Raw genomic sequence first — 19,666 nt, 5'->3', positions numbered from 1 at the left:
GTTTTTCGGCTGACAGGTATCCGAAAGTCTGGCCGTTTATCGCCGGGAAAACCCGAGCACCTGACTCCGGTTCACCGACGGTCCGGCGCCTTGCCGCTGACTCGTCGTGCCGCCGGCTGACAGGGTGTTGACCGTACTGGCTTTCATACTGTGCCCACCGGACCACTGTGGGCCGGAATTGGGGGTGTTCTGATGTTCAATCACAGCGCAGGCGATGGGCGCCGATGTTGTGCCGCGCTCGGCCAGCCGACCGAGACCGCGCCGCCGCCGCATTTCCCGCCGCCGCTGACCGAGGCGACCGTGGGGACGGTGCTCAGGTTCTATCCGGTCGGGCGGGAGGCCGCTCTCTGCAATCCGGACCAGTACAGTTAGGGGGAATGGGGGCTGTCATGCGTCGACCTCGGATCAAGTACGCGCATCGCCCGATGCGATATGACACCGGTCGAATCCGGATCGGTGGCGTTGTCCACGGCATCGCCACCGATGTCCACGACCCGGACGGCTGGATCTGGGCGCTGCTGGGAATTCTCGACGGTTCCCGCACGACCGACCAGGCGATCGCGGAACTAATCACCGTGTTTCCCGCCAGGTCAGCCGACGAGGTGCGCTCGGCCATCGACGATCTCGTCCAGGCAGGCTATGTGGAGGACGCCGGCGCGCCACCGCCGGCGGAACTGAGCGCGGCCGAGCAGGAGCGGTACGGGCGTGGCCTCGCGCTGTTGGCGTGGATGGACCGCACCCCGCTCGGCACCAGCCGGGACGCGCAGTCGCGCCTGCGCCGGGCGCGGGTCGTGGTGCTCGGGCTGGGCGGGGTCGGCGGGGCGGGTGCGCTGGCCCTGACGATCTCCGGGGTCGGACACGTGCACTGCGTCGACGGTGACGTCGTGGAACTGTCCAACCTCAACCGTCAGCTCCTGTTCACCGAACAGGATGTCGGCCGGTCGAAGGTGGCCGCGGCGACGGATCGGTTGCGGACGTACAACTCCGCGGTCACCGTCACCGGCGAGCAGCGCACGGTCGACGGACCGGACGCGGTGCGGGAACTGGTGGCGGGCAGTGACGTCCTGCTGCTCGCCGCCGATCAGCCGCGCCAGGTGCGTGACTGGGTCAACCGGGTGTGCCTCGCGACCGGCACCTCGTGGGTGTGCGCCGGCTATCACGGCCCGCAGGTCGGCGTCGGCCTGTATCGGCCGGGTGGCCCGTGCTACGAGTGCGCCCGCACGGCCGTGCGGAACCGGCGGCTGGGGAGACCGCCGCGCCCCCTGTGGGCGGGGGCGGGCAGCACTCGGGTGCAGGCGGCCAACGCGGTGTCGGCGAATGTCACCGGGTTGTTGGCCGCGCACGCGGTGATGAGCCTGATCACCGGTGTGCCCGCGCTGCGGACCAACTGCCAGTTCGGTTTCAACCTCGTCACCCTGCAGGACAGTGTCGCCGTCGGCCCGCCGGCCGCGGTTCCCGACTGTCCCGCCTGCGGCCGAACCGGTCGTTGACGCGGTCGATCACCCGCTCAGGCCTCGATCCGGTGCAGCCACTCCAGCACCAGGTCCGCCTGGGGATCGCCGTGTACGAACAGGATCCGCGACGCCTCGGCAAGACACCGCCCCGCGCGAGGGAGGTCACCGGTGTGTTCGAGGGAGGTCGCCGCGACCTGGAGCGCGGTCGCGATGTACCGATCGGTGCCGTCGAGGGCCCGGTACAACGCGACCGCCTGCTCCACCAGGTCGACGGCGGCCTCGTGGTCGCCGAGGCCCTGCCGTGCCGTCGCCAGATCGTGCAGCGCGTAGGCCTCGCCAACGTGGTCGTCGGTCTGGCGACGCAGCAGCAGTTCCCGCTCGGCATGGGTGAGCGCGGACCCGAAGCGTCCGAGGTGGACGTTGATCCGGCTGAGGTTGGCGTGTGCCACGGCCTGTCCTCTCAGGTCGCCGAGTTCGGCGGCGAGTGGTAGCGCCTGGGTGAAGAAGTCCCGAGCGTCCAGGTACCGGTCCTGGCGCAGCCGGACCTGACCGAGCCCGGCCAGCGCCACCCGTTGCTGACGCGGGTCGCCAAGGTCCCGACCCACCGCGAGCACGGCGGTGAAGTCGGCCTCCGCCGCCGCGAGCTGACCGAGGTCGGCGTTGGTGTCGCCGCGAAAGCTCAGCAGCAGCGCTTCCGCCGCGCGGTCGTGGCCGGCCCGCGCGGCGACCAGACCGAGGGTTTCCGCCTCCAGCCGAAGAGTCCACAGTGGCCGTTCCCGGAGCGAGAGGAAGCGCGCGGTCCCGGCGATGGCGATGGCGATCGGATACACCCGGTGCTGGACGGCGGCGCGCAGGGCCGCCGCCAGGTTGGCCCGCTCGGTGTTCATCCACAGCAGCGCCTGGGCGCGATCGGCGAGCCACGGCCCGTCGCCGGTCGGGGCCAGGTCGACCGCCACGTGCACCAGCCCGGGAAAGATCAGCCGGTCGGCGGCGACGGCGGTGCTGGCATACCAGGTGAGCAGGTCGGTCACCGCTTTCCGCCGGACGTCGGCCGGCTCGTCGAGTTCGGCCCGGTGGGCCGCGTAGGCGTGCAGCAGGTCGTGCATCCGGTAGTGCTGGTCACCGGTGGCCGTGACCAGGTGCATGTCGGCGAGATAGGCCAACTGCCGGTACATGGTCGCGGTGTCGACGCCGGCGAGGGTGGCGGCGGCCGGCACGCTGAACCGCGGTCCCAGATGCAGGCCAAGGCGGCGAAAGGCCTGGGCGTGGTCGGCGGACAGGCGCGCGTAGGACCAGTCGAAGACCATCCGCACCGCGCTGTGCGCGTCGCCGGTGCTGCTCAGGGCGGTGAGTGGGTCCTGGTCGCTGGTCATGCCGTCGATGATCTCGGCGATGCCGGCCGGGCGCGCGGCGATCCGGGCGGCGGCCACCCGCAGCGCCAGCGGCAGCCGCGCGCAGGCCGCGATGAGTGCGCTGACCGTGTTCGGGTCGGTGGTGTCCAGGTCGTTCCCGATGACGCCGTGGAGCAGGGCGGTGGCCTCGGCCTCGGTGAACAGGTCGACCGGGACGCGGTGGGCGGACTCGGCGACGACCAGCCCGGTCAGGTCGGCGCGGCTGGTGACCAGCACCGCACAGCCGGCGGCGCCGGGGAGCAGCGGGCGAACCTGCTCGGGGGTGGCGGCGTTGTCCAACACGATCAGGACCTGGCGGTCCGCCAGCAGCGACCGGTAGAGGCCGACCTGGGAGTCGAGGTCGGCGGGAATGCGTCGTTCGGCCACGCCGAGTACGCGCAGGAACGACGTCAGGACCAGGCTCGGGGTGCGGGGTGTGCTGGGGCCGAAGCCGCGCAGGTTGACGAACAGGGTGCCGTCGGGGAACCGGTGCTGGATCCGGTGTGCCCAGTGCACGGCCAGGGTCGTCTTCCCCACGCCCGCGGTGCCGGTCAGTGCCGCGATGACCAGCGCACCGGGGTTGGGCTGGTCCGCCGCCCGCACGAGGGCGTCCAGGACCGCGAGGTGGTTCTCGCGGCCGACGAAGTCCCGCAGTGCGGGGGGAAGCTGCCGGGGGATCGGCTCGTCGTGGTCGGCGAGTTGGCCGACCGGGGTGAGTTGGGCGGTGGGGTGGTCGGGGAGGTGGACCCAGCCGGTCGTCCTGGTCTCCTTGTGCGCGACGGTGACCCGGCGGTACCTGCCGGCGTCGGAGGTCGTGCTCTGCCGCACGACCTCCTCGAAGAACCACTGCGACACGATCACCGCGAGTAGTCCCGGTGAGGTGGCCAGGGCGCGTTTGAACACCGCCGCTTCCAGGAGTCGGAACGCCAGGTTGATCGAGGTGCCGGTGACGCCGTGCTCGTCGTAGACGACCTCGCCCGCGTGGACCGCGACGCGTAACCGGATTTGCTCCTGTTCGGTGTGGTGGCTGTTGTGCTGGCGTATTTTTTTTGCCAGCTCGTAGGGCAGCACGTCCACGAACAGATATTTGGGAGCCGCGGCGAGCACGAACACGCCGTCCCCGCGATCCTCGTGGTCACATTCTTCCCAGGAGATCCGCGACCGGTCGAACGCCTCGCGCAGAATCCGGTACAACCCCCGCCGAACGGCGACCTGATGCGGATTGGTCCGCCGCCGATCGCCGAACCCTTCTATGTCCACCAGGATGATGGTTCGGTGCACGGCGGGTGAACTCACCTTGGACCTCACAGAAGCCATGACCAAGGTGGCTCACTATACGCCGCTCGGGTCACGCCGGTCCGCTTCGCGCACAGCAACGACAGTCCGCTGGACCTGTGATCCGGCGAGCTCGCCGGTGGGGTAAGGTCTGACACAGTGGGTTGTTTGGCTGACTCAGAGAGCTGATTGCTGATCGTTTTGCTCGCCAGCACATCAGGGTTGACCAGCGGTTATCCCCACGCAGTACAGGAAATCACAGTTTTCGCCGAGGGAGTGATCTTGTTCAGGGGTTTTGTTCGAGCAGTAGTTACCGCCACGACGCTGGCCGTGATGTTCGTGGTGACCGCTCCCGCGGCTGGCGCCGTTCAAGGGCTGCTGTTTCCGTTCCACTGAGTCTGAGTCGATGACCGCCGAACAAGGTCTGCCAAATAAATGTGCCAGCCGTGACGGGAATCCCGGGTTTGACGACTTCCGCGCAGGCGACGGACGGGTCTTTCCGGCTCGGTAGGCGAGTTGGTGGTGCTTTCTCGTGCTACCGCCGAAAAGACCCGTCCGTGTCTCAGGTCATCGGGTCCAGATCACCGCGTGTGGCACCAGGCCTTCTGTGGTGGTCGGGTTCTCGCCGGCGATCGCGCCATGTTCGTTGATGTCGTAGGCGCCGGAGGCCCGGGTGAGGGCGGGCAGGAGGGTGGTCGTGCCACGCTCCCAGACAAAGGCGCCGTTACTGCTGGTGCCGACGACCTGCGTGTCGTCGTTGATGCCGTAGGCCTGGAGGAACGCGAACTCCTCGGCCGGCGGCGGGATCACGGTGAACCTGCCCCGCTGCCACACAAAACTTGCACTTCCTGACGATCCCCAGTGCATACCGGCGGTCGTGCCCTGTTGGTTGACCGCTTGGGCGGCCGATGATGTCGTGGTCAGCGACGACTCCGTGCCGTGCGACCACTGGACGGCGACACCGTTCACGTCGCCGACGATCTGCCCGCGGTCGTTGATGTCATTGGCCTGGCCGGGGGCGTTGCCAAGCTGAGTCAGCACGCCGTCCCGCCAATGGAAGGCACGGCCGGGACCGCTCGCGTCGACGCCACTCCAACCGACAATCTCGGTGCGGTCGTTGACGGCCGTCGCGGAGCTGGACTGATCGCCTGGCAGCGTGCCGAGGTCGGTCAGGGTGCCGGCTTGCCACAGCACGGCATGCAGGTTCTCCCCATCCCGCCGGTGCCCCACGACCTGGTCATGGTTGTTGATATCGGTCGGCGTGAACCCGCCGAGGTCGGTGAGCTGGCCATCCCGCCACAGGAACGCCTCACCGTCGCCCCTGGTACCGATCACGTGACCGTGGTCGTTGATCGCCCGGGCCACGCTGTCGTCACCGGCTCCGAGGTCGATCATCCGCCAGGATATCGGCGCCGCGGCCACCGGCGCGGCCGTGGCCTGACCGACCATCGCGGGCACGATCAGGCCGACCAGCCCGGCCACTAACGCATATCTGAAACGAGTACGCACAGCTTCTCCTCCACGTTCAACAGACGGGAACTCCCCAGCCCTCTAGCATCCAGGACGCCCAAGCACGGGACGGGTTGCCAACGTCGCCAAGGGTTTTCGACCCGCGGCCGCGTGCACCCAGTTGGTGTCGCGCGGGAATCCTCGTCGCCGAGATCATCACCCGGCTGGACGCCCGGTGGAGGTTAGGGTCGAACTGCTGATCCCGGCGTGAAGTCTCGGATATAGTTCAGCAGTTTTCTGCGGGATATCCCGCAGAAAATGGCCATCTCGGTCACCACGGCCCATGGTAGGCGTACCACGGCCGGCTCTCCTGGGTCGGTCGTGGTTACATCCGCCTTGATTCTGTTCTTGGCCCATCGGCGCAATGGGCGCAGTTCTTCGCGCTCGTCACTGAGGATTTTGTGAAGATCAATCTGAACACCGGATCTCTCCAGGTTGATCTCAAGTCGTTGAAGCGCGAGACCGAGCAGTTCGGTGACGTTGATGTCGAGCGCCAGACATATCTCAACCAGTCGCGCGGTTGGACATGCTCTGATTCCCTGCTCGTAGCCGGCCAGGGTGTTTACCGGTACCGGAGTCTTCATGCGTTTGATCAGTTCAGGGCGTGACCAGCCGGCGCTGCCTCTGGCTCGGCGGAGCTCCTCGCCGATGGCTCGGACGATCGCCTGATCGGTCGGATCCGCAGGGGCGTGGTCGGTGTCGTCGTTCAACATGTCACCTCTCCCCAGAAGTTGTCGTCGGAACGGCTGAGAACGTATCCGTTACTCCAGGTCTCACCCGTCCTGGTCAAGGGCCCACCTGATTATTCATCCAGTTTGTCCGAAAGTCACACCATCACCTGATGTGATGCTGGTCGTGCCGGCCGGGACGGAGCGTGTTCGCCGTTGCTTAGGTCGGGTCGCGCGCGGGCCACCGGGCGATAACGGGACAGAAAGCAGACATGGCGTGTCGGGAAATCTGTCAAATTTCCTTGATGAGATAACGAGCGTGTCTCAGAACATGAGACACGACGATTGATCTTGTTGCTGCCGGCAGACTCGAAAACACACGAGGGTCCGGCAACGAGGTGGTGCTGTGGTGATCTTTGGGATCCTTGGCAAAACTGCCTTACGTATCGACGGCGATCTCGACGAGAATTGGGGGTCACCACGGCTGCGGGCGATGTTGGCGACGTTACTTCTGCACCCCGGTCGGGCGCTGCCGGTCGAGACCCTGGTCGCCTGGGTCTGGCCGGAGGCGGCAGCCACTCCGCAGCACCCGGCGGCCACTTTCCATACCTACGCGGCGCGTATTCGCCGGTCGCTGCGACAATTGGCGAAACCGCCCGAACTGCATGCCGAGAACGGGTGCTACCGACTTGATCTCGATCGGTCATTGATCGACTATCACCGTTTCCGGACGCTCGTGGTCCGTGCACGGGAACACGCCCGCGCGCATGCACATCACGACACCGTCAGGTATGCCGGACAAGCCCTTGACCTGTGGCGCGGCCGAGGCCTGGATGACCTGGAAAGCCGACTGGCACAGGACTGGCGTCTTCGGGTGCTGCGGGACGAGTGGGTCCCGGCCAACGTGATCCTCATCGAGGCGCTGGTCGCGCTCGGCGAGTTCCACGACGCCCTCGCGCGACTCGACGCCCTCCGGGCCGACCACGAGGACGATGTCACGTCGGCGAAACTGCGCCTGTCGACCCTGCACGGCCTGGCGCGCTATTCCGACGGGGACGCCTACTACCTGGGAATGCGGAAGAAGTTCCGGGAGAACGTCGACGACCAGTCGGCGGAAAGCCTGCGCGAACATCACGAGAAGCTACGACATCAGTCGACAACGGCCACGTCGCCCATTTTCGCGGAGCCGACCGTGCCCCACCAGTTGCCCCATGACATCCGAGACTTCGTGGGCCGGGATCGGCTGCTGGGCGAACTTGACGCCGCTCTGCGAAATTTCGACCACACCAGCGGTGTGCTGGTTATCGACGGCATGGCCGGCGTGGGAAAGACGGCGTTGGCGGTCCGGTGGGGACACCAGGTGCGGCACCGTTTCCCCGGTGGCGATCTCTTCATCAACCTGAACGGGTTCTCGGACAGCGCTCGGATAACGCAGTCCGCGGTGGTCGACGGGTTCCTCATCGCGCTCGGTTGTCCGCCGACGGACGAGCTGCGTCCCCGGGCCAAGGAACTCCTCCTGCAACGCCTGCTGGCGAATCGGCCGGCGCTGGTCGTGCTGGACAACGCGCGCAGCACGGCCCATGTCAGGGATCTGGTGGCGCTGCTACCCAGCTGCGCCATCGTCATCACCAGCCGACAGCAGCTCACCGGGCTGAGCACCGCCACGGGTGTGCGCCGTATCCATGTCGACCGGATGAACGCCGACGAGGCGACCGAGCTGCTGTCGGCCCTGCTCGGTGACCGCCACCAGATCGGCACCGACGACCGGACGCGATTGGCGACGTTGTGTGACGGCCTGCCGCTGGTGATCACCGTTCTCGCCCAGCACATCTCCAGTCGGCCGGCTGCCCAGGTCGCCGACTTCGCCCGGCAGCTCGATCATCGGCAGCTGCTGACCGAGATCGGGGAGGACGGTGACGGCTCGGCCACCGCGGAGACATTCTTCCTGTCGTATCGCGCGTTGGCGGCGCCAGAGCAACGACTGTTCCGGCTGCTGAGCCTCAACCCGGGGCCGGACATCGGCGAGGACGCGATCCGCGCCTGTGACGGCCGCCAGGAGACGGCGGTCAGGCGAAGTCTCCGCATTCTGGTCGCGGCGCATCTGCTGGAACAACCCGACACCTACGATCGGTACCGATTCCATGACCTGATCCGCGAGTTCGCCCGGCATCGGGCGGCGGAGGACGAATCACCGGATACTCGGCAGCTGACGCGGTATCGGTTGTTCGATCACTATCTCGCGAATGCCTGGCGGGCGCATCGCACGCTCTACCCGGCGAGTCTCACAGCGGACGAACTGCCGACGGTGGCCGGCGACGACCCCGTCATCCTGGCTGTTGGCGACAACGCGCGCACCTGGTTCGATCGGGAACGCGTGAACCTGGTGGCCGCCATACACCTCGCGGTGGCGGAGGGCTGCCACGAACATGCCTGGCGGCTGACCGACGCCGTGGGCACCTTTCTCGACCGGCAAGGCTATTACGACGACAGTCGTACCGTGCGTCAGATCTCGGTCGGTTCGGCAAGAGCTGCCGGACATCGCATCGGTGAGGCGTCGACCCTGGTCGGTCTTGGCATGGTGCAGAACGTGTTGGGAGAACTTGACGACGCGCGCGACAGTCTCGAAGCGGCCCTACGTCTTGTCGAAGCGGACGGCAGTCAGCGTGGGCAGGCGTCCACCCTGCATCATCTGAGCAAGCTGGAACTGATGCGCGGGAACCTGGCCGGTGCGCTGAAGTTTCAGCAGCGCTGCCTGGACATAGCCCAGGACGCCCAGGACAGCGAGGCGCTGTGCTGGGCGCACTGTCAGATCGCCGAGGTGTTCCGGGCCATGAAGGAGTACGACCAGGCGCTGATTCACTTGCATCAGAGCCAGTTTCACGCCCAGCGGATCGGCGACGAGTCGGCCAAGGCCAGTGCCATGGTCGAGACCGGGTCAGTGTGTCGTGATCGCGGCGACTACCTGGTCGCGGTGGCGAACTGCGAGCAGGCGCTGCATCTCGTCGAGGCGATGCCGATCCCGGACCTCGCCATCATGTCCTCGGCGTGTGTCGCGTTGGCCGAGATACACCATGAGCTAACGGACGTCGAAGCCGCGACGAAATACATTCTGCGTGCGATCGACATGGCGCGGCACACGCACAACACCACCACCGAGGCACACGCGCAGAACGTGTACGGCGACATCCAGCATGCCGTCGGCGAGCCGACAGCCGCACAGAGTTGGCAACACGCCGCGGACCTCTACGAGAGCATCGGCAACACCTCCCGCGCCGCCGCGATTCGCCAGAAGACGGCGACACCACCACCGATCCACGACTAGCGCGTCACGGTCGACCAGAAGTGGCACTGGTGGTCCCGTGCGAGGTCAACCGGCCGGATGCCACCCGGTCCCGGTGCCAGTGACAGCGTGAACGGCACCGGATCGCGCGGCCGCACCTGCCGCCAGTCGGGCCGCGCATGGTCCCCTGGCGTCCCGGTGCGCGCGAAATCCGCCCAGTACTCGATCATCGTGTTGGCGAGCCTCGACTGTGCGGGGGAGAGCTCCGGGGACACCTGCCCCGCGCGCAGGTCGAACAGGTAGAGCGCGTCAGCCGAGTGATACGCGCCGTAGGGGTAGCCGACCGCCGGCAGGGTCGGCGGCGCGGACCGATCGGCGAACTCGTAGCCGTAGGTCGGCACGTGCCGGGCGAACAACCGGTTGCGCGCCAGCGTCGGGCAGGCGAGGGAACTGTCCGTGGTCACCCGCGCCCAGGTGCGACTGGCCGGCTCGTGCCGGCCGGCCGGGTAGACCTCCAGCACGCGGCTGGCGTCGGCGCCGAACGCCTCCTGGACGTAGCGCCGATAGTCCTGCGCGGTCAACGGTCGCCCGCCGAGGTCGTGGAGTGCCTGGATGAACGTGGTCTCGTCCCGGGTGGTGCCCGACAGCACCGGCACGCGATGCGTCCGGCCGGCCAGCAGCACCTGGACGGGGTCATCGGGCAGGATCCGGCTGCCGTGGGCCAGTCCCGCGAACTGCCCGAACTCCGACATCAGTCGGTCCGCTGGCAAGCGACGCAGGCACGCGACCGCGGTGGCCGGCTCGGCGCAGCCGAGTTCGGCCGCGCTGCGCAGGCCCCGCTCGGCGAGGCTGCGCGGTCCCTCCCATGGTGCGGTGGTGGGCAGTCCAGGCGCGAGCAGGTTGGCCGGGATGTTCGTGGTGCAGAACGAACTCTGGATGATGGCACGCTGGAACAGGCGCGCCGCCGTCGGCGAGGCGAGGTGCGCGCAGATGCTCTGCGCACCCGCGGACTGTCCGAACATCGTCACGGCATCCGGATCGCCGCCGAATGCCCGCACGTTGTTCCGGACCCAGCGCAGCGCGGCCTGTTGGTCGGCGAGTCCGAACGCGCCGGAGCCGGCCAACCCTGGCAGGCCGAGGTTGCCGAAGATCCCGAGCCGGTAGTTGATGGTCACGACCACGACGTCGCCCTGAGTCGCGAGCCGGCGTGGGTCGTACTCGTTGCCCGCGCCCTCGACGAAGCCACCGCCGTGCAACCAGACCATCACCGCCTTTGGCCGGCGCGGGCTCGCCGATTCCGGCACGGTGACGTTCAGATAGAGGCAGTCCTCGGCGGCGCTCGCTGGTGTCCCGGTGACCGACGCGTGCTGCGCGCAGCGGGCGCCAGGCCGGGAGGCGTCCCGGACACCACGCCACGGCGGTGGCGGCCGCGGCAGCCGCCACCGCAACGCCCCCACCGGGGCGGCGGCATACGGGATGCCGAGGAACTCTCGGTGGCCGGCGTTGACCACACCGCGCACCGAACCCGTGTCGGTACGGACGACGTCACCGTCCGGTGTGGACGCTCCGGTGAGCAGCGTGGCAGCTGTCACGACCGCCAGCACGCAGGCGACCGGGAGCCGGCTCACCATGTCAGCGCGCCCGGCTCTTCGGCCGTGCCGCGTTCCTGCTCCGTGCCACCAGCAGTAGCCCGGCGGCCAGCAGCAACGTATGTCCGAGCAGTGTCAGCGGTGTCGGCAGGCCCAGGTAGTTCAACGCGAACCAACTCGTCGATTCGGTGAACAGGTTGTTGATCACCCCGCCCCCGCCCTGCACTACCAGGAGGACGCCCAGCAATTCGATCATGACCCGCTCCCTCGCATCTAATCAATACGATCGTACCGATCTGCTGGCACCGTAGTCCGGACATCCATAGGGCGTCAAATCAGTACGATCGTCTTGAGAAGGAGGTGGCCATGAGCAGTGAACGGCCCGCCGGGCGCGGTCCGGGCGTGGCGCACGACGAGCGCCGTCGCGGCATCCTCGACGCCGTGTTCACCATCATCGACACTGCGGGAACCGAACAGGTCAGCATCCGGCACGTGGCCCACCAGGCGGACGTGTCCGTCGGCCGGGTCCAGCACTACTTCCCCACCAAGGACGATCTGCTGTCCGAGGCGTTCCGCGCGATCAACGACCGCGGCACGTCCCGAGTGCGCGATCGGCTCGCCGGCGAGCCGGCGGAGGTGCTCGGCGCACTGCTCGGCGAGTTGATCCCGCGTGCGGCGGAGGACCGCAGGGTTTTCCGTATCGCGCAGGCATTCGAGGTCTACGCGATGTCTCGGCCCGCGCTGCGGGAGCGGCTCACGCGCGGCTACGACGAGCTGGCCGACCTGATCGCCCTGCTGCTACGCGAGGCCGGGTGTCCTGGTGGGCCCGAGCCGTCGACGTTCCTGCCCGAGGCCCACGAGTTGCTCGCACTGAGCGTCGGCCTCGCCGGGCTCACCGTCACCGGGAACATCACCCCGGAACACGCCCAGCACCTCGCGTCCCGCCGGCTCGGGGAGACGCTGGCCGGCCTGTCCGAGCGGTCGGACTAGTCGCCGAGGGTGTTTTCCCAGACCGACACGTGTTTGGTGCTGTCGGCGGTGAACGCCGAGCGGTCCCAGTCCGCCCAGCGGTGCTTGCGGGTCATGCCGGCGATGCGCGCCATGAGGTCCATCTCGGCCGGCCAGGCGTACCGGAACGGAAGGCGGCGGAAATGCCCCGTCCCGTCCGGCGACACGGTCACGTGGTTCGACGTGAACTCCTGGGTCACCACGTCGTACTGCTCGAACCCGACGTAGCCGCTCGCCTGCCCTGGCCGCACCGCGAACGGGACGGTGTCCTGCCCTGGCGGCAGGCGGCGCAGCCGAGGCAGGCCGACCTCGATGAGGAACAGCCCGCCCGGCCGCAGATGTGCGGCCGCGTTCCGGAAGACGTCGACCTGCCCATCCTGGGTGTGCACGTTGTTGATCGTGTTGAACACCAGATATACCAACGAGAACTCGCCGGCCACCCGGGTGGAGGTCATGTCGCCGATCGTGACGTCGACCGCCTCGCCGCCGGGTTTGGTCGCGATCCGCGACGCCATCGCCTGGCTCAGCTCGATTCCGCTCACCGGCAGCCCACGCGCGGCCAGCGGGGCGCCGATCCGCCCGGTCCCGGCGGCGAACTCGAGCACCGGGCCGCCGTCGGCCAGCTCCGCCAGGAGGTCCACCGTGAGTGTCACCGCCTCGGGCACGTTCGCGCTGTCCGGGCCGTCGTAGGTCGCGGCCACACTCTCCGGGAACCAGCCGTCGGCTGGGTCGTCGCCGGTCGCGGTCACCTCATCGCTCATGGTTCCCGGACGCTACGCCTGACGACTGTCGCTACGCATTTCCTTTTTGGGCAAGGGTTTCGCGAGGGTGTGTCAGGCCGGCCCGTTGCCGGATGGCCAGCGTGGCCGCGTCGAGTGCGGCGGGGTCGGCGACGGTGGTGTTGTCCTCGTAGGTGACCCCGGGTGGCACGGCGTCGCTGCCAAGCGGGTCGGCGTCCCAGATGTTGCGCCGGTAGACGACGTTGTCCAGCGGTGGGGTCACGTGCAGCACGGCGGTGGTGTCGGCGCGCAGGACGACGTTGTCCTCGACGATGACCCAGGCGGCGCCGTAGTCGGTGTACAGCCCGAAGTTGTACGCGGTGTGGGTGTCGGTGATGACGTTGCCGCGGACGATCGCCCCGTCGTCGTGCGCGTCGCCCTGTTGGCCGGACAGGTAGACGCCGCCGCCGTCGGCCAGGCGTCGCATGGTGTTCGTGACGAGGTTGTGCAGGATGCGGGTGCCCCTGGCCGGTCCGCCAACGATGCCGCAGTGCGGGACCTCGGTGATCTCGTTGTGCGCCACGGTGCACTCGTGGGTGTCGCTGATCGCGATGCCGGGGGAGCCGGCGAACTCCAGGCCGACGTGGTGGACGCGGTTGTCCTCGATCAGGATGTTCCGGCCGCCGGTGACCGTGACACCGGAGCCCGCCAGGGTGTCGAAGTCGCAGCGGCGCACGACGAGGTTCGTGCTGTTGGTGAGACCGAGCCCGGCGGCGCCCAGCCGGGTGAACCGGCAGCCGTCGACGCGCACGTCCGTGCTGTCCTCGACGCGCACGCAGGCCGGGATCAGCGCCGATTCGCGCGGGACGGTCACCCATGCCTGGTCCGGTACGACGGTGACCTTGTCGACCGGACCGCCCTGGTAGTAGCCGTTTCCGTGGTAGTGCAGGAAGCCGTCGGCGCGCAGCCACGTGGCGTCGGCGAAGACCAGCCCGCGGAGCTCCGCGCCGGTGGCACCGGTGACGTGGAGCAACGTCTCCAGCACCGGGGCGATCACCTGTGTGGTCTCGGGGTGCTCGCCGGTGCGTGGCAGGTAGCGCAGGACGTGCTGGTCCTGGTGGGCGCGGTCGAGGACGAAGGTGCCGGGTTCGGTGAGGAAGGTGGGGTCGTTCTCCACCCGGGTCGGCGTCCCGGGGCCGCGCGTGGTCTGCCCCTCCCACGCGAAGTGGTACAGGTCGTTGGCGCGGGCGAAGGTGGGCTGGGCCATCGTGATGGTCGTGGCGCCGTCGGTGACGGCGGTGACGGCCACCGCGCACCGGGCCTCGGTCCACGGGTAGACGCCCCGGTAGACGAACTCCACGTCGCCCGGGCTCTGCCAGTCGAGCGTGACGTCTGTGACGTAACCCGTCTCCGTGCTGGTGACGGTGCCGGGGAGGTTGTCGATGGCGGCGCGCTCGGCCCGGCGGCCGTCGACGTAGAGCTGGCGGGTGTCCAGGTCGCCGACCTCGGCGGTCCACGTACCGTCGGCGCGTACCTGCCAGCCGGTGATCAGCCGGCCGCCGCTGAGCACGGCCTCCTCCATGGCCGCGGTCCCGTGGCCGTACGCCTGGACGACGATGTTCCCCGTGTCGAGCACCAGTGTCCGGTCCAGCACGTGCCGGCCGGCCCTGAGCTGAACGACGACCGCGCCGGTGGCCTCCCTGGCGGCGCGCGCGGCTCGGTCGAGCGTGGCGAACGGCTGGCGCTCGGTGCCCGGCCAGGCGTCGTCACCAGCTGGATCGACGAAGAACTCCGACATGCAACAACCTCACTTCGTGTTTACGGTGTACACAAGATATAACACCATAGACGAGAGGAACTCAATGACCGACGACCAGGCGGCCGATCCCGATCACGGGCTGGAGCTGCTGTGGCGCGAGCGCGAGCAGGAGCCGCGCCCAGGGCTGAGCCTGGCCAGGATCGTGCGCGCGGCCATCGAACTGGCCGACGCCGATGGCCTGGACGGGCTGTCGATGCGCAAGGTCGCCGAGCGGCTCGGCTTCACCACCATGTCGCTCTACCGGCACGTGCCGGGCCGTGACCAGCTGGTCGACCTCATGCTCGACGCCGTGCACGCCGAGACCGCCCCGATCACCACCGACGGCGACTGGCGGACGCGACTGGCGTCGTGTGCCCGCGCGGGCTGGGAGTTGCGCCGGCGGCATCCCTGGCTGGCCGAGGTGCGCGGCAGCCGTCATCTGCCCGGCCCCAACGTCATCGCCACCTACGACCGCATGCTCGGCACGGTCGCGGACGCCGGCCTGGCCCCCGCGCAGGTGGTCGCCGCGGTGAACCTGGTCGGCCGGTTCGTCGACGCCGAGGCGCTCGCGCTGGTGGAGATCGCGCGCCAGGAGCGCAACAGCGGGGTGAGTGAGAGCGCGTGGTGGGGCGCTCGCGACGCGCTCTACCAGCGTCTCGGCCGCTATCCCGCGCTCACGGCCCTGTGGGAGGCCGGTGGCTACGACGAGCCGGTGGACCCGTTCGAGTTCGGGCTGGCCCGCGTGCTCGACGGCATCGCCGCGCTCATCGCCGAACATCGTGATGAAATCCGTGATGTAACATGCCTGATGTGTGGGAACCCGGTCCCGCAACCGGCCTCCGGGAGACCCCGCGTGTACTGCTCACGCGCCTGTCAACAACGCGCCTACCGGCAACGCCGCCGCGGCTGACGAGGCCATGCACACGCCGATTCACGTGGAAAGTCATTACTTCGCATGACAAGAATGACCGGAACCCATTGCATCATCGCCGGATCCAACCCGCTGACTTGATGGTTTCGCGCGGTGGGAGTGAGATATGGAGAATGGATTCTGGGTGTCCGGAGCTCTCCAGCGGCACGGTACCCGGTTGGATGAACTGGCGGACGAGGTCAGAAACACCCGCAACCAGTGGGACCGCGAGACCCGCGACGGCGGGGCGAGTTTCCCGAGTACCGACTGCGGCCGGATCTTCACCCGCCTGCAGGATCAGCTGTTCGGTCTGCTCGGTACCCACGTCGACGTGATCGCGACCCTGGGAGAGGGAATCCACCACAGCGCCACCGCTTACGAGGCGATCGACGGGAACGTCGTCGCGGCACTGGGCGGTGGGTGACGATGCAGATCAACAGCGGCCAACTCGTCGACCGGGCACGGCGTCTTGACTTCCTCGCCGATGTCCTCACTGAGGAGACCCTGACGTCCGTGCTCGCCGAGGGATGTCGTCTGTGTGGTGACCGACTGCCGGGTGAGCCCGCGGAAGTCGCCTTCCTGGCCGAGTCGTTCGACGCGGCCGGGGTAAGGATCCGGCGGCATGGTGCCGACGTGATCCTGGTAGGGCGCAGTGGTCTCCCGATGTCGTGGCATGGTGTTGCTGCGGAGGCCGCCGCCACCTGTGTCACGACGGTCGGCCAGGGCGTGGACGAGGACCGGGACCGGTTCCATTTCGTGGCGACTCTGCTGCGTGACATGAGCGATGAGTTGCGGTTGGCCGGCGCGGTCCATGCCGATGTCCGGCAGCGGATGGTCGCCTTCCAGTACGAACCGGCCACGCCGGAACTCGTGCCGCTGGTCGCCAGCTGTCTTCGCGACGCGGCACACGTTCTTCGGGACGCGGACATTATTGACACCAACACCGGTGACGGGCTTGCCCGGCTAATCGACACGCCCGAACGGACAATGCTGAACGTCGTCGTCCCGAGCACGCCTTCGGTCATACCGGCGGTGCCGGGCTGGTTCGATCCGAACAATCCGTGGGAATCGATCCTGCCGCATGTGGATCCCGCTGAGGTAACCGCTTTACACCAACTGCTGGCGGAACTGGGGCAGGTGCAGGTGCCTGCTCCGCAGATCCCACCCGGCCTCTGGGAGAAGATCTGGACCGGATTCAAGGACCTGATCCTGAAATACTGGTGGCTCGTCCCGGTCCTCGGGGCGCTGTGGGCGCTCTGGAACATTGTCGGCCCCGGTGGATCGAGCGGCGGATCCGGGCGGTACCAGGTTGACTTCTCGAAGGATCCCTCGTGGAACACGCACATCAAACGTGACCACGTCAATGTTTCAGACGACAAACTGTGGGACCGGCTGGTGGCGGACCCGCTCATCGACGGGGCGTCCACATTCTCTGACGAAGCCACCGCACAGGAGGCGATCCAGAAGGCGATCGACCAGCACCGCAGGGACATCGATGCGTGGATCAAACTGTGTCAGCGGTATCCAAACAGTGCGGCGGCCGAGCGCCCGTGGTCACTTCCGGACACCGAGTTCCCCGACCCGATCGGTTGGGGGCTGAGTCGCGATGATTACCATCATCAGGAAAAGGTTCCCCAGAACTACTACCGAGTACGCGTCACACTGGTCTTCGTTCCGCCGGCCGGTTTCCGGCTGGTGACCGCATTTCCCACGTACTGACCTGATTCATCCGCCTTGTGCGACATCTGAACCAGGAGGAGAGCCGATGGTCGTCGATGGGCCGCCGGGAAGCCCACCGCCGGGGGAGGCCGGTCGGTGATGCGGACCTTCACGGCGGCGGACTGGCCCACCCTGCGACAGCGCCTCCCGGGCACCGACCAGGCCGCGCTGGCCGAGGCCACGGCCTTCGCGGCGCGCTGGCACGGCGATCAGACCCGACCGGCGGGCGAGCCGTACCTGGACCACCTGCTGGAGGCGACCTGTGTGCTCGTCGCGGCCATCGGGGTGACCGACGTCGACATCCTGCGCGCCGCCGTGCTGCACGACGTGGTCGAGGACACCGCGTGCACACTCGACGAGGTCCGGGCACGCTTCGGTGACCGCGTGGCGACCCTCGTCGACTGGGTGACCAAACCGCCGCGCGGCGAAGGCACGAGCCGTGAGCAGGCGCGCGCCGCCTATCTGGACCGCCTGCGCGACGCCCCGGACGACGCGATCCTGGTGAAGCTCGCCGACCGGCTGAGCAACGTCCAACGGCTGGACACCCATCCGCGACCCGAGAAACGCCGCGCCTACTACGCCGAGACCGTGCGGTCCGTCCTGCCGCTCGCCGAACGCCACCCGTGGTTCCACGACTGGTACGGCACCTGGCGCACCGAGTTCCGCCACCTCACCGACTGACGGAACCGCATGATCGGATCGGACCGCCGCGATCGGGTGCGGCCGGGGTGCCCTCGGCCAGAGTTGAGGTCGAAGGGGGTGGCGTTGTGATCTCGGCACTCAACCAGCTCGTCGACCTCGTCGAGGAGCACCTCACCGAGGAGTTCGACGTCCGCGGACTGTCCAGGAGGCTCGGCACGACCGAGTACCACCTGCGCCGGATGTTCTCGTCACTGGCGGGCATGCCGCTGTCGGAGTACGTGCGCCGGCGGCGGATGACAGTGGCCGCCGCCGACGTCGTCCGCGGTGAGGATGATCTGCTGAGTGTCGCGGTCCGTCACGGGTACGGCTCGACCGAGGCGTTCGGCCGGGCGTTCCGGGCGGTCCACGGCGCCGGTCCCGGTGACGTGCGCCGCGACGGCGGCCCCCTTCGCACACAACCGCAACTCAGGTTCCGCCTGACCGTCGAAGGGAACATCCCCATGGACACCCGCATCGTCGACCGCCCCACCTTCCGGCTCGTCGGCCACGCGACCCGGGTTCCGCTGATCCACCACGGCGTCAACCCGCACATCCAGGAGCACATCACCGCGCTGCCGCAGGAGGCGCACCCGCGGCTGAAGGCCCTCGGCAACGCCGAACCGGCCGGCATCCTGCAGATCTGCGACGACCTCGACCCCGACAGCACCGAGGGCAGCGAGCTGACCTACGTGCACGGGGTCGCCGTCACCCAGGACACCCCGGCGCCCGCCGACCTGGACGCGATCGAGGTGCCCGCTGGCAGGTGGGCGGTCTTCCGCACCGCCGGGCCCTATCCGCAGACCCTGCAGAACACCTGGGCCGCGACCGCGACCGAGTGGTTCCCCGCCAACCCGTGGCGGCTGCGGCCGGGACCGTCGATCGTCGCGGTCCTCGACCGCACGGCCGACTTCAGCACTGCCACCTGCGAACTGTGGCTGCCCGTCGAGCCGACCTGACCGGCGCTCCCGCGGTCAGACCGGCGGGCGGCGTCCCCTCTGCTCGGGGGCGCCGCCCGCCGCCGCTGCCGACAACGTCTGGCCCGTGGCGCCGAGGTGGCACACTCCGCGCGTGGACGAGCAGCGGACGGTACGGATCTCGAAGTATCTGGCCAAACACCTGCGCCATCAGCCAGCGCGCCTCGGCCTCGTCCTGGACAGCGGTGGCTGGGTGGACGTCGACGAGCTGCTGGCGGCGTGCGCGCGCAACGGTTTCCCGCTCACCCCGGCGGAGCTGGCGCACGTGGTCGCGGCCAACGACAAGCAGCGCTACGGCTTCGACGAGACCGGCCTGCGGATCAGGGCGAACCAGGGGCACACCGTCGAGGTCGATCTCGACTTGCCGGTGGCGACGCCGCCCGACGTGCTGTTCCACGGCACCACGGAGCGGTTCCTGCCGCAGATCAGGCAGGAGGGCCTGCGGCCGATGGCGCGCCACGACGTGCACCTGTCGACCGATCAGGCCACGGCCACGCGCGTCGGCGCCCGTCGTGGGAAGCCGGTCGTGCTGACCGTCGACGCGGCGGCCATGACCGCCGCCGGACACACCTTTCGGGTCAGTGCCAACGAGGTCTGGCTCGTCGGCGCGGTGCCGCCGGAGTACCTCCACTGAGGACCGTATCGCCCGCGAACGGGTCTCTCAGCGTCGTCTCAGGGGCGTGGTGGGAGG

General features: G+C 68.4%; 18 protein-coding genes. 11 read left to right on the top strand and 7 right to left on the bottom strand.

All coding sequences use genetic code 11. The annotated features are described in order from the left end of the window. Positions 1 to 192: 192 nt before the first annotated feature. Positions 193 to 372, top strand: coding sequence for a hypothetical protein (locus tag ACYVIP_RS13630; RefSeq protein WP_460395916.1), 180 nt, complete (start codon positions 193 to 195; stop codon positions 370 to 372). Positions 373 to 425: 53 nt separating this feature from the next. Then, positions 426 to 1,490 carry a ThiF family adenylyltransferase gene (locus ACYVIP_RS13625; RefSeq protein WP_460395914.1) on the top strand — a complete coding sequence of 355 codons (1,065 nt, stop codon included), beginning with the start codon at positions 426 to 428 and terminating at the stop codon, positions 1,488 to 1,490. A gap of 17 nt (positions 1,491 to 1,507) precedes the next feature. Here the strand turns inward: ACYVIP_RS13625 and ACYVIP_RS13620 are convergent, their stop codons facing one another. Continuing rightward, complete coding sequence (locus tag ACYVIP_RS13620) at positions 1,508 to 4,126, bottom strand: tetratricopeptide repeat protein (protein ID WP_460395912.1); 2,619 nt, start codon at positions 4,124 to 4,126, stop codon at positions 1,508 to 1,510. 183 nt (positions 4,127 to 4,309) lie between these two features. Here ACYVIP_RS13620 and ACYVIP_RS13615 point away from each other — a divergent pair, with 183 nt between their 5' ends. Further along, positions 4,310 to 4,516, top strand: a complete 207-nt coding sequence (locus ACYVIP_RS13615) for a hypothetical protein (RefSeq protein ID WP_460395910.1) — start codon at positions 4,310 to 4,312, stop codon at positions 4,514 to 4,516. A gap of 171 nt (positions 4,517 to 4,687) precedes the next feature. Here ACYVIP_RS13615 and ACYVIP_RS13610 read toward each other — a convergent pair whose 3' ends face one another. Then, positions 4,688 to 5,629, bottom strand: a complete 942-nt coding sequence (locus tag ACYVIP_RS13610) for a hypothetical protein (RefSeq protein WP_460395908.1) — start codon at positions 5,627 to 5,629, stop codon at positions 4,688 to 4,690. Between the two features lie 182 nt (positions 5,630 to 5,811). Then, positions 5,812 to 6,342, bottom strand: a complete 531-nt coding sequence (locus ACYVIP_RS13605) for a helix-turn-helix domain-containing protein (RefSeq protein WP_460395906.1) — start codon at positions 6,340 to 6,342, stop codon at positions 5,812 to 5,814. Positions 6,343 to 6,706: 364 nt separating this feature from the next. On the opposite strand from ACYVIP_RS13605, the gene ACYVIP_RS13600 reads away from it, so the two are divergent. Then, positions 6,707 to 9,619 (top strand): tetratricopeptide repeat protein, encoded by a 2,913-nt coding sequence (locus ACYVIP_RS13600; RefSeq protein ID WP_460395904.1) that lies wholly within the window; start codon positions 6,707 to 6,709, stop codon positions 9,617 to 9,619. Here the strand turns inward: ACYVIP_RS13600 and ACYVIP_RS13595 are convergent. Then, positions 9,616 to 11,208: a carboxylesterase/lipase family protein gene (locus ACYVIP_RS13595; RefSeq protein WP_460395902.1), complete on the bottom strand. Its 1,593-nt coding sequence runs from the start codon at positions 11,206 to 11,208 to the stop codon at positions 9,616 to 9,618. The genes ACYVIP_RS13600 and ACYVIP_RS13595 overlap by 4 nt on opposite strands. Before the next feature lies 1 nt (position 11,209). Beyond that, the gene (locus tag ACYVIP_RS13590) at positions 11,210 to 11,422 is read right to left on the bottom strand and encodes a hypothetical protein (RefSeq protein ID WP_460395900.1); all 213 of its coding nucleotides are present in this window, start codon (positions 11,420 to 11,422) and stop codon (positions 11,210 to 11,212) included. 110 nt (positions 11,423 to 11,532) lie between these two features. Between ACYVIP_RS13590 and ACYVIP_RS13585 the strand changes: the two genes are divergently transcribed. Then, the gene (locus tag ACYVIP_RS13585; protein WP_460395898.1) at positions 11,533 to 12,156 is read left to right on the top strand and encodes a TetR/AcrR family transcriptional regulator; all 624 of its coding nucleotides are present in this window, start codon (positions 11,533 to 11,535) and stop codon (positions 12,154 to 12,156) included. On the opposite strand, the gene ACYVIP_RS13580 is transcribed toward ACYVIP_RS13585, so the two are convergent. Continuing rightward, the gene (locus tag ACYVIP_RS13580; protein ID WP_460395896.1) at positions 12,153 to 12,935 is read right to left on the bottom strand and encodes a class I SAM-dependent DNA methyltransferase; all 783 of its coding nucleotides are present in this window, start codon (positions 12,933 to 12,935) and stop codon (positions 12,153 to 12,155) included. The two genes, ACYVIP_RS13585 and ACYVIP_RS13580, sit on opposite strands and share 4 nt — an antisense overlap. 31 nt (positions 12,936 to 12,966) lie before the next feature. Then, on the bottom strand, positions 12,967 to 14,691 hold the full coding sequence (locus ACYVIP_RS13575) for a right-handed parallel beta-helix repeat-containing protein (protein WP_460395894.1): 1,725 nt from the start codon (positions 14,689 to 14,691) through the stop codon (positions 12,967 to 12,969). 64 nt (positions 14,692 to 14,755) lie between these two features. On the opposite strand from ACYVIP_RS13575, the gene ACYVIP_RS13570 reads away from it, so the two are divergent. The 6 genes from ACYVIP_RS13570 (at position 14,756) to ACYVIP_RS13545 (ending at position 19,609) form a co-directional block, all read left to right on the top strand. Next, positions 14,756 to 15,601, top strand: a complete 846-nt coding sequence (locus tag ACYVIP_RS13570; protein ID WP_460395892.1) for a TetR/AcrR family transcriptional regulator — start codon at positions 14,756 to 14,758, stop codon at positions 15,599 to 15,601. A gap of 178 nt (positions 15,602 to 15,779) precedes the next feature. After that, positions 15,780 to 16,025, top strand: coding sequence for a hypothetical protein (locus tag ACYVIP_RS13565; protein WP_460395890.1), 246 nt, complete (start codon positions 15,780 to 15,782; stop codon positions 16,023 to 16,025). Between the two features lie 2 nt (positions 16,026 to 16,027). Continuing rightward, positions 16,028 to 17,320, top strand: a complete 1,293-nt coding sequence (locus ACYVIP_RS13560; protein ID WP_460395888.1) for an RNase A-like domain-containing protein — start codon at positions 16,028 to 16,030, stop codon at positions 17,318 to 17,320. Between the two features lie 99 nt (positions 17,321 to 17,419). Continuing rightward, positions 17,420 to 18,001, top strand: a complete 582-nt coding sequence (locus ACYVIP_RS13555) for an HD domain-containing protein (protein WP_460395886.1) — start codon at positions 17,420 to 17,422, stop codon at positions 17,999 to 18,001. A gap of 86 nt (positions 18,002 to 18,087) precedes the next feature. Further along, positions 18,088 to 18,957: an AraC family transcriptional regulator gene (locus tag ACYVIP_RS13550; protein ID WP_460395884.1), complete on the top strand. Its 870-nt coding sequence runs from the start codon at positions 18,088 to 18,090 to the stop codon at positions 18,955 to 18,957. A 112-nt stretch (positions 18,958 to 19,069) separates the two neighbouring features. Continuing rightward, complete coding sequence (locus ACYVIP_RS13545; RefSeq protein ID WP_460395882.1) at positions 19,070 to 19,609, top strand: RNA 2'-phosphotransferase; 540 nt, start codon at positions 19,070 to 19,072, stop codon at positions 19,607 to 19,609. Positions 19,610 to 19,666 lie beyond the last annotated feature (57 nt).

The sequence above is a fragment of the Actinophytocola sediminis genome (assembly GCF_054779715.1).
Note: the sequence above shows the minus strand (reverse complement) of the source record. Positions and strands in the feature narration are given on the sequence as shown.

What these genes read in the sequence shown, in the direction of transcription:
- ACYVIP_RS13630 (WP_460395916.1), top strand. Translation starts at nt 193, where the DNA reads ATGTTCAATCACAGCGCAGGCGATGGGCGCCGATGTTGTGCCGCGCTC.
- ACYVIP_RS13625 (WP_460395914.1), top strand. Translation starts at nt 426, where the DNA reads ATGCGATATGACACCGGTCGAATCCGGATCGGTGGCGTTGTCCACGGC.
- ACYVIP_RS13605 (WP_460395906.1), bottom strand. Translation starts at nt 6,342, where the DNA reads ATGTTGAACGACGACACCGACCACGCCCCTGCGGATCCGACCGATCAG.
- ACYVIP_RS13595 (WP_460395902.1), bottom strand. Translation starts at nt 11,208, where the DNA reads ATGGTGAGCCGGCTCCCGGTCGCCTGCGTGCTGGCGGTCGTGACAGCT.
- ACYVIP_RS13590 (WP_460395900.1), bottom strand. Translation starts at nt 11,422, where the DNA reads ATGATCGAATTGCTGGGCGTCCTCCTGGTAGTGCAGGGCGGGGGCGGG.
- ACYVIP_RS13585 (WP_460395898.1), top strand. Translation starts at nt 11,533, where the DNA reads ATGAGCAGTGAACGGCCCGCCGGGCGCGGTCCGGGCGTGGCGCACGAC.
- ACYVIP_RS13580 (WP_460395896.1), bottom strand. Translation starts at nt 12,935, where the DNA reads ATGAGCGATGAGGTGACCGCGACCGGCGACGACCCAGCCGACGGCTGG.
- ACYVIP_RS13575 (WP_460395894.1), bottom strand. Translation starts at nt 14,691, where the DNA reads ATGTCGGAGTTCTTCGTCGATCCAGCTGGTGACGACGCCTGGCCGGGC.
- ACYVIP_RS13570 (WP_460395892.1), top strand. Translation starts at nt 14,756, where the DNA reads ATGACCGACGACCAGGCGGCCGATCCCGATCACGGGCTGGAGCTGCTG.
- ACYVIP_RS13560 (WP_460395888.1), top strand. Translation starts at nt 16,028, where the DNA reads ATGCAGATCAACAGCGGCCAACTCGTCGACCGGGCACGGCGTCTTGAC.
- ACYVIP_RS13555 (WP_460395886.1), top strand. Translation starts at nt 17,420, where the DNA reads ATGCGGACCTTCACGGCGGCGGACTGGCCCACCCTGCGACAGCGCCTC.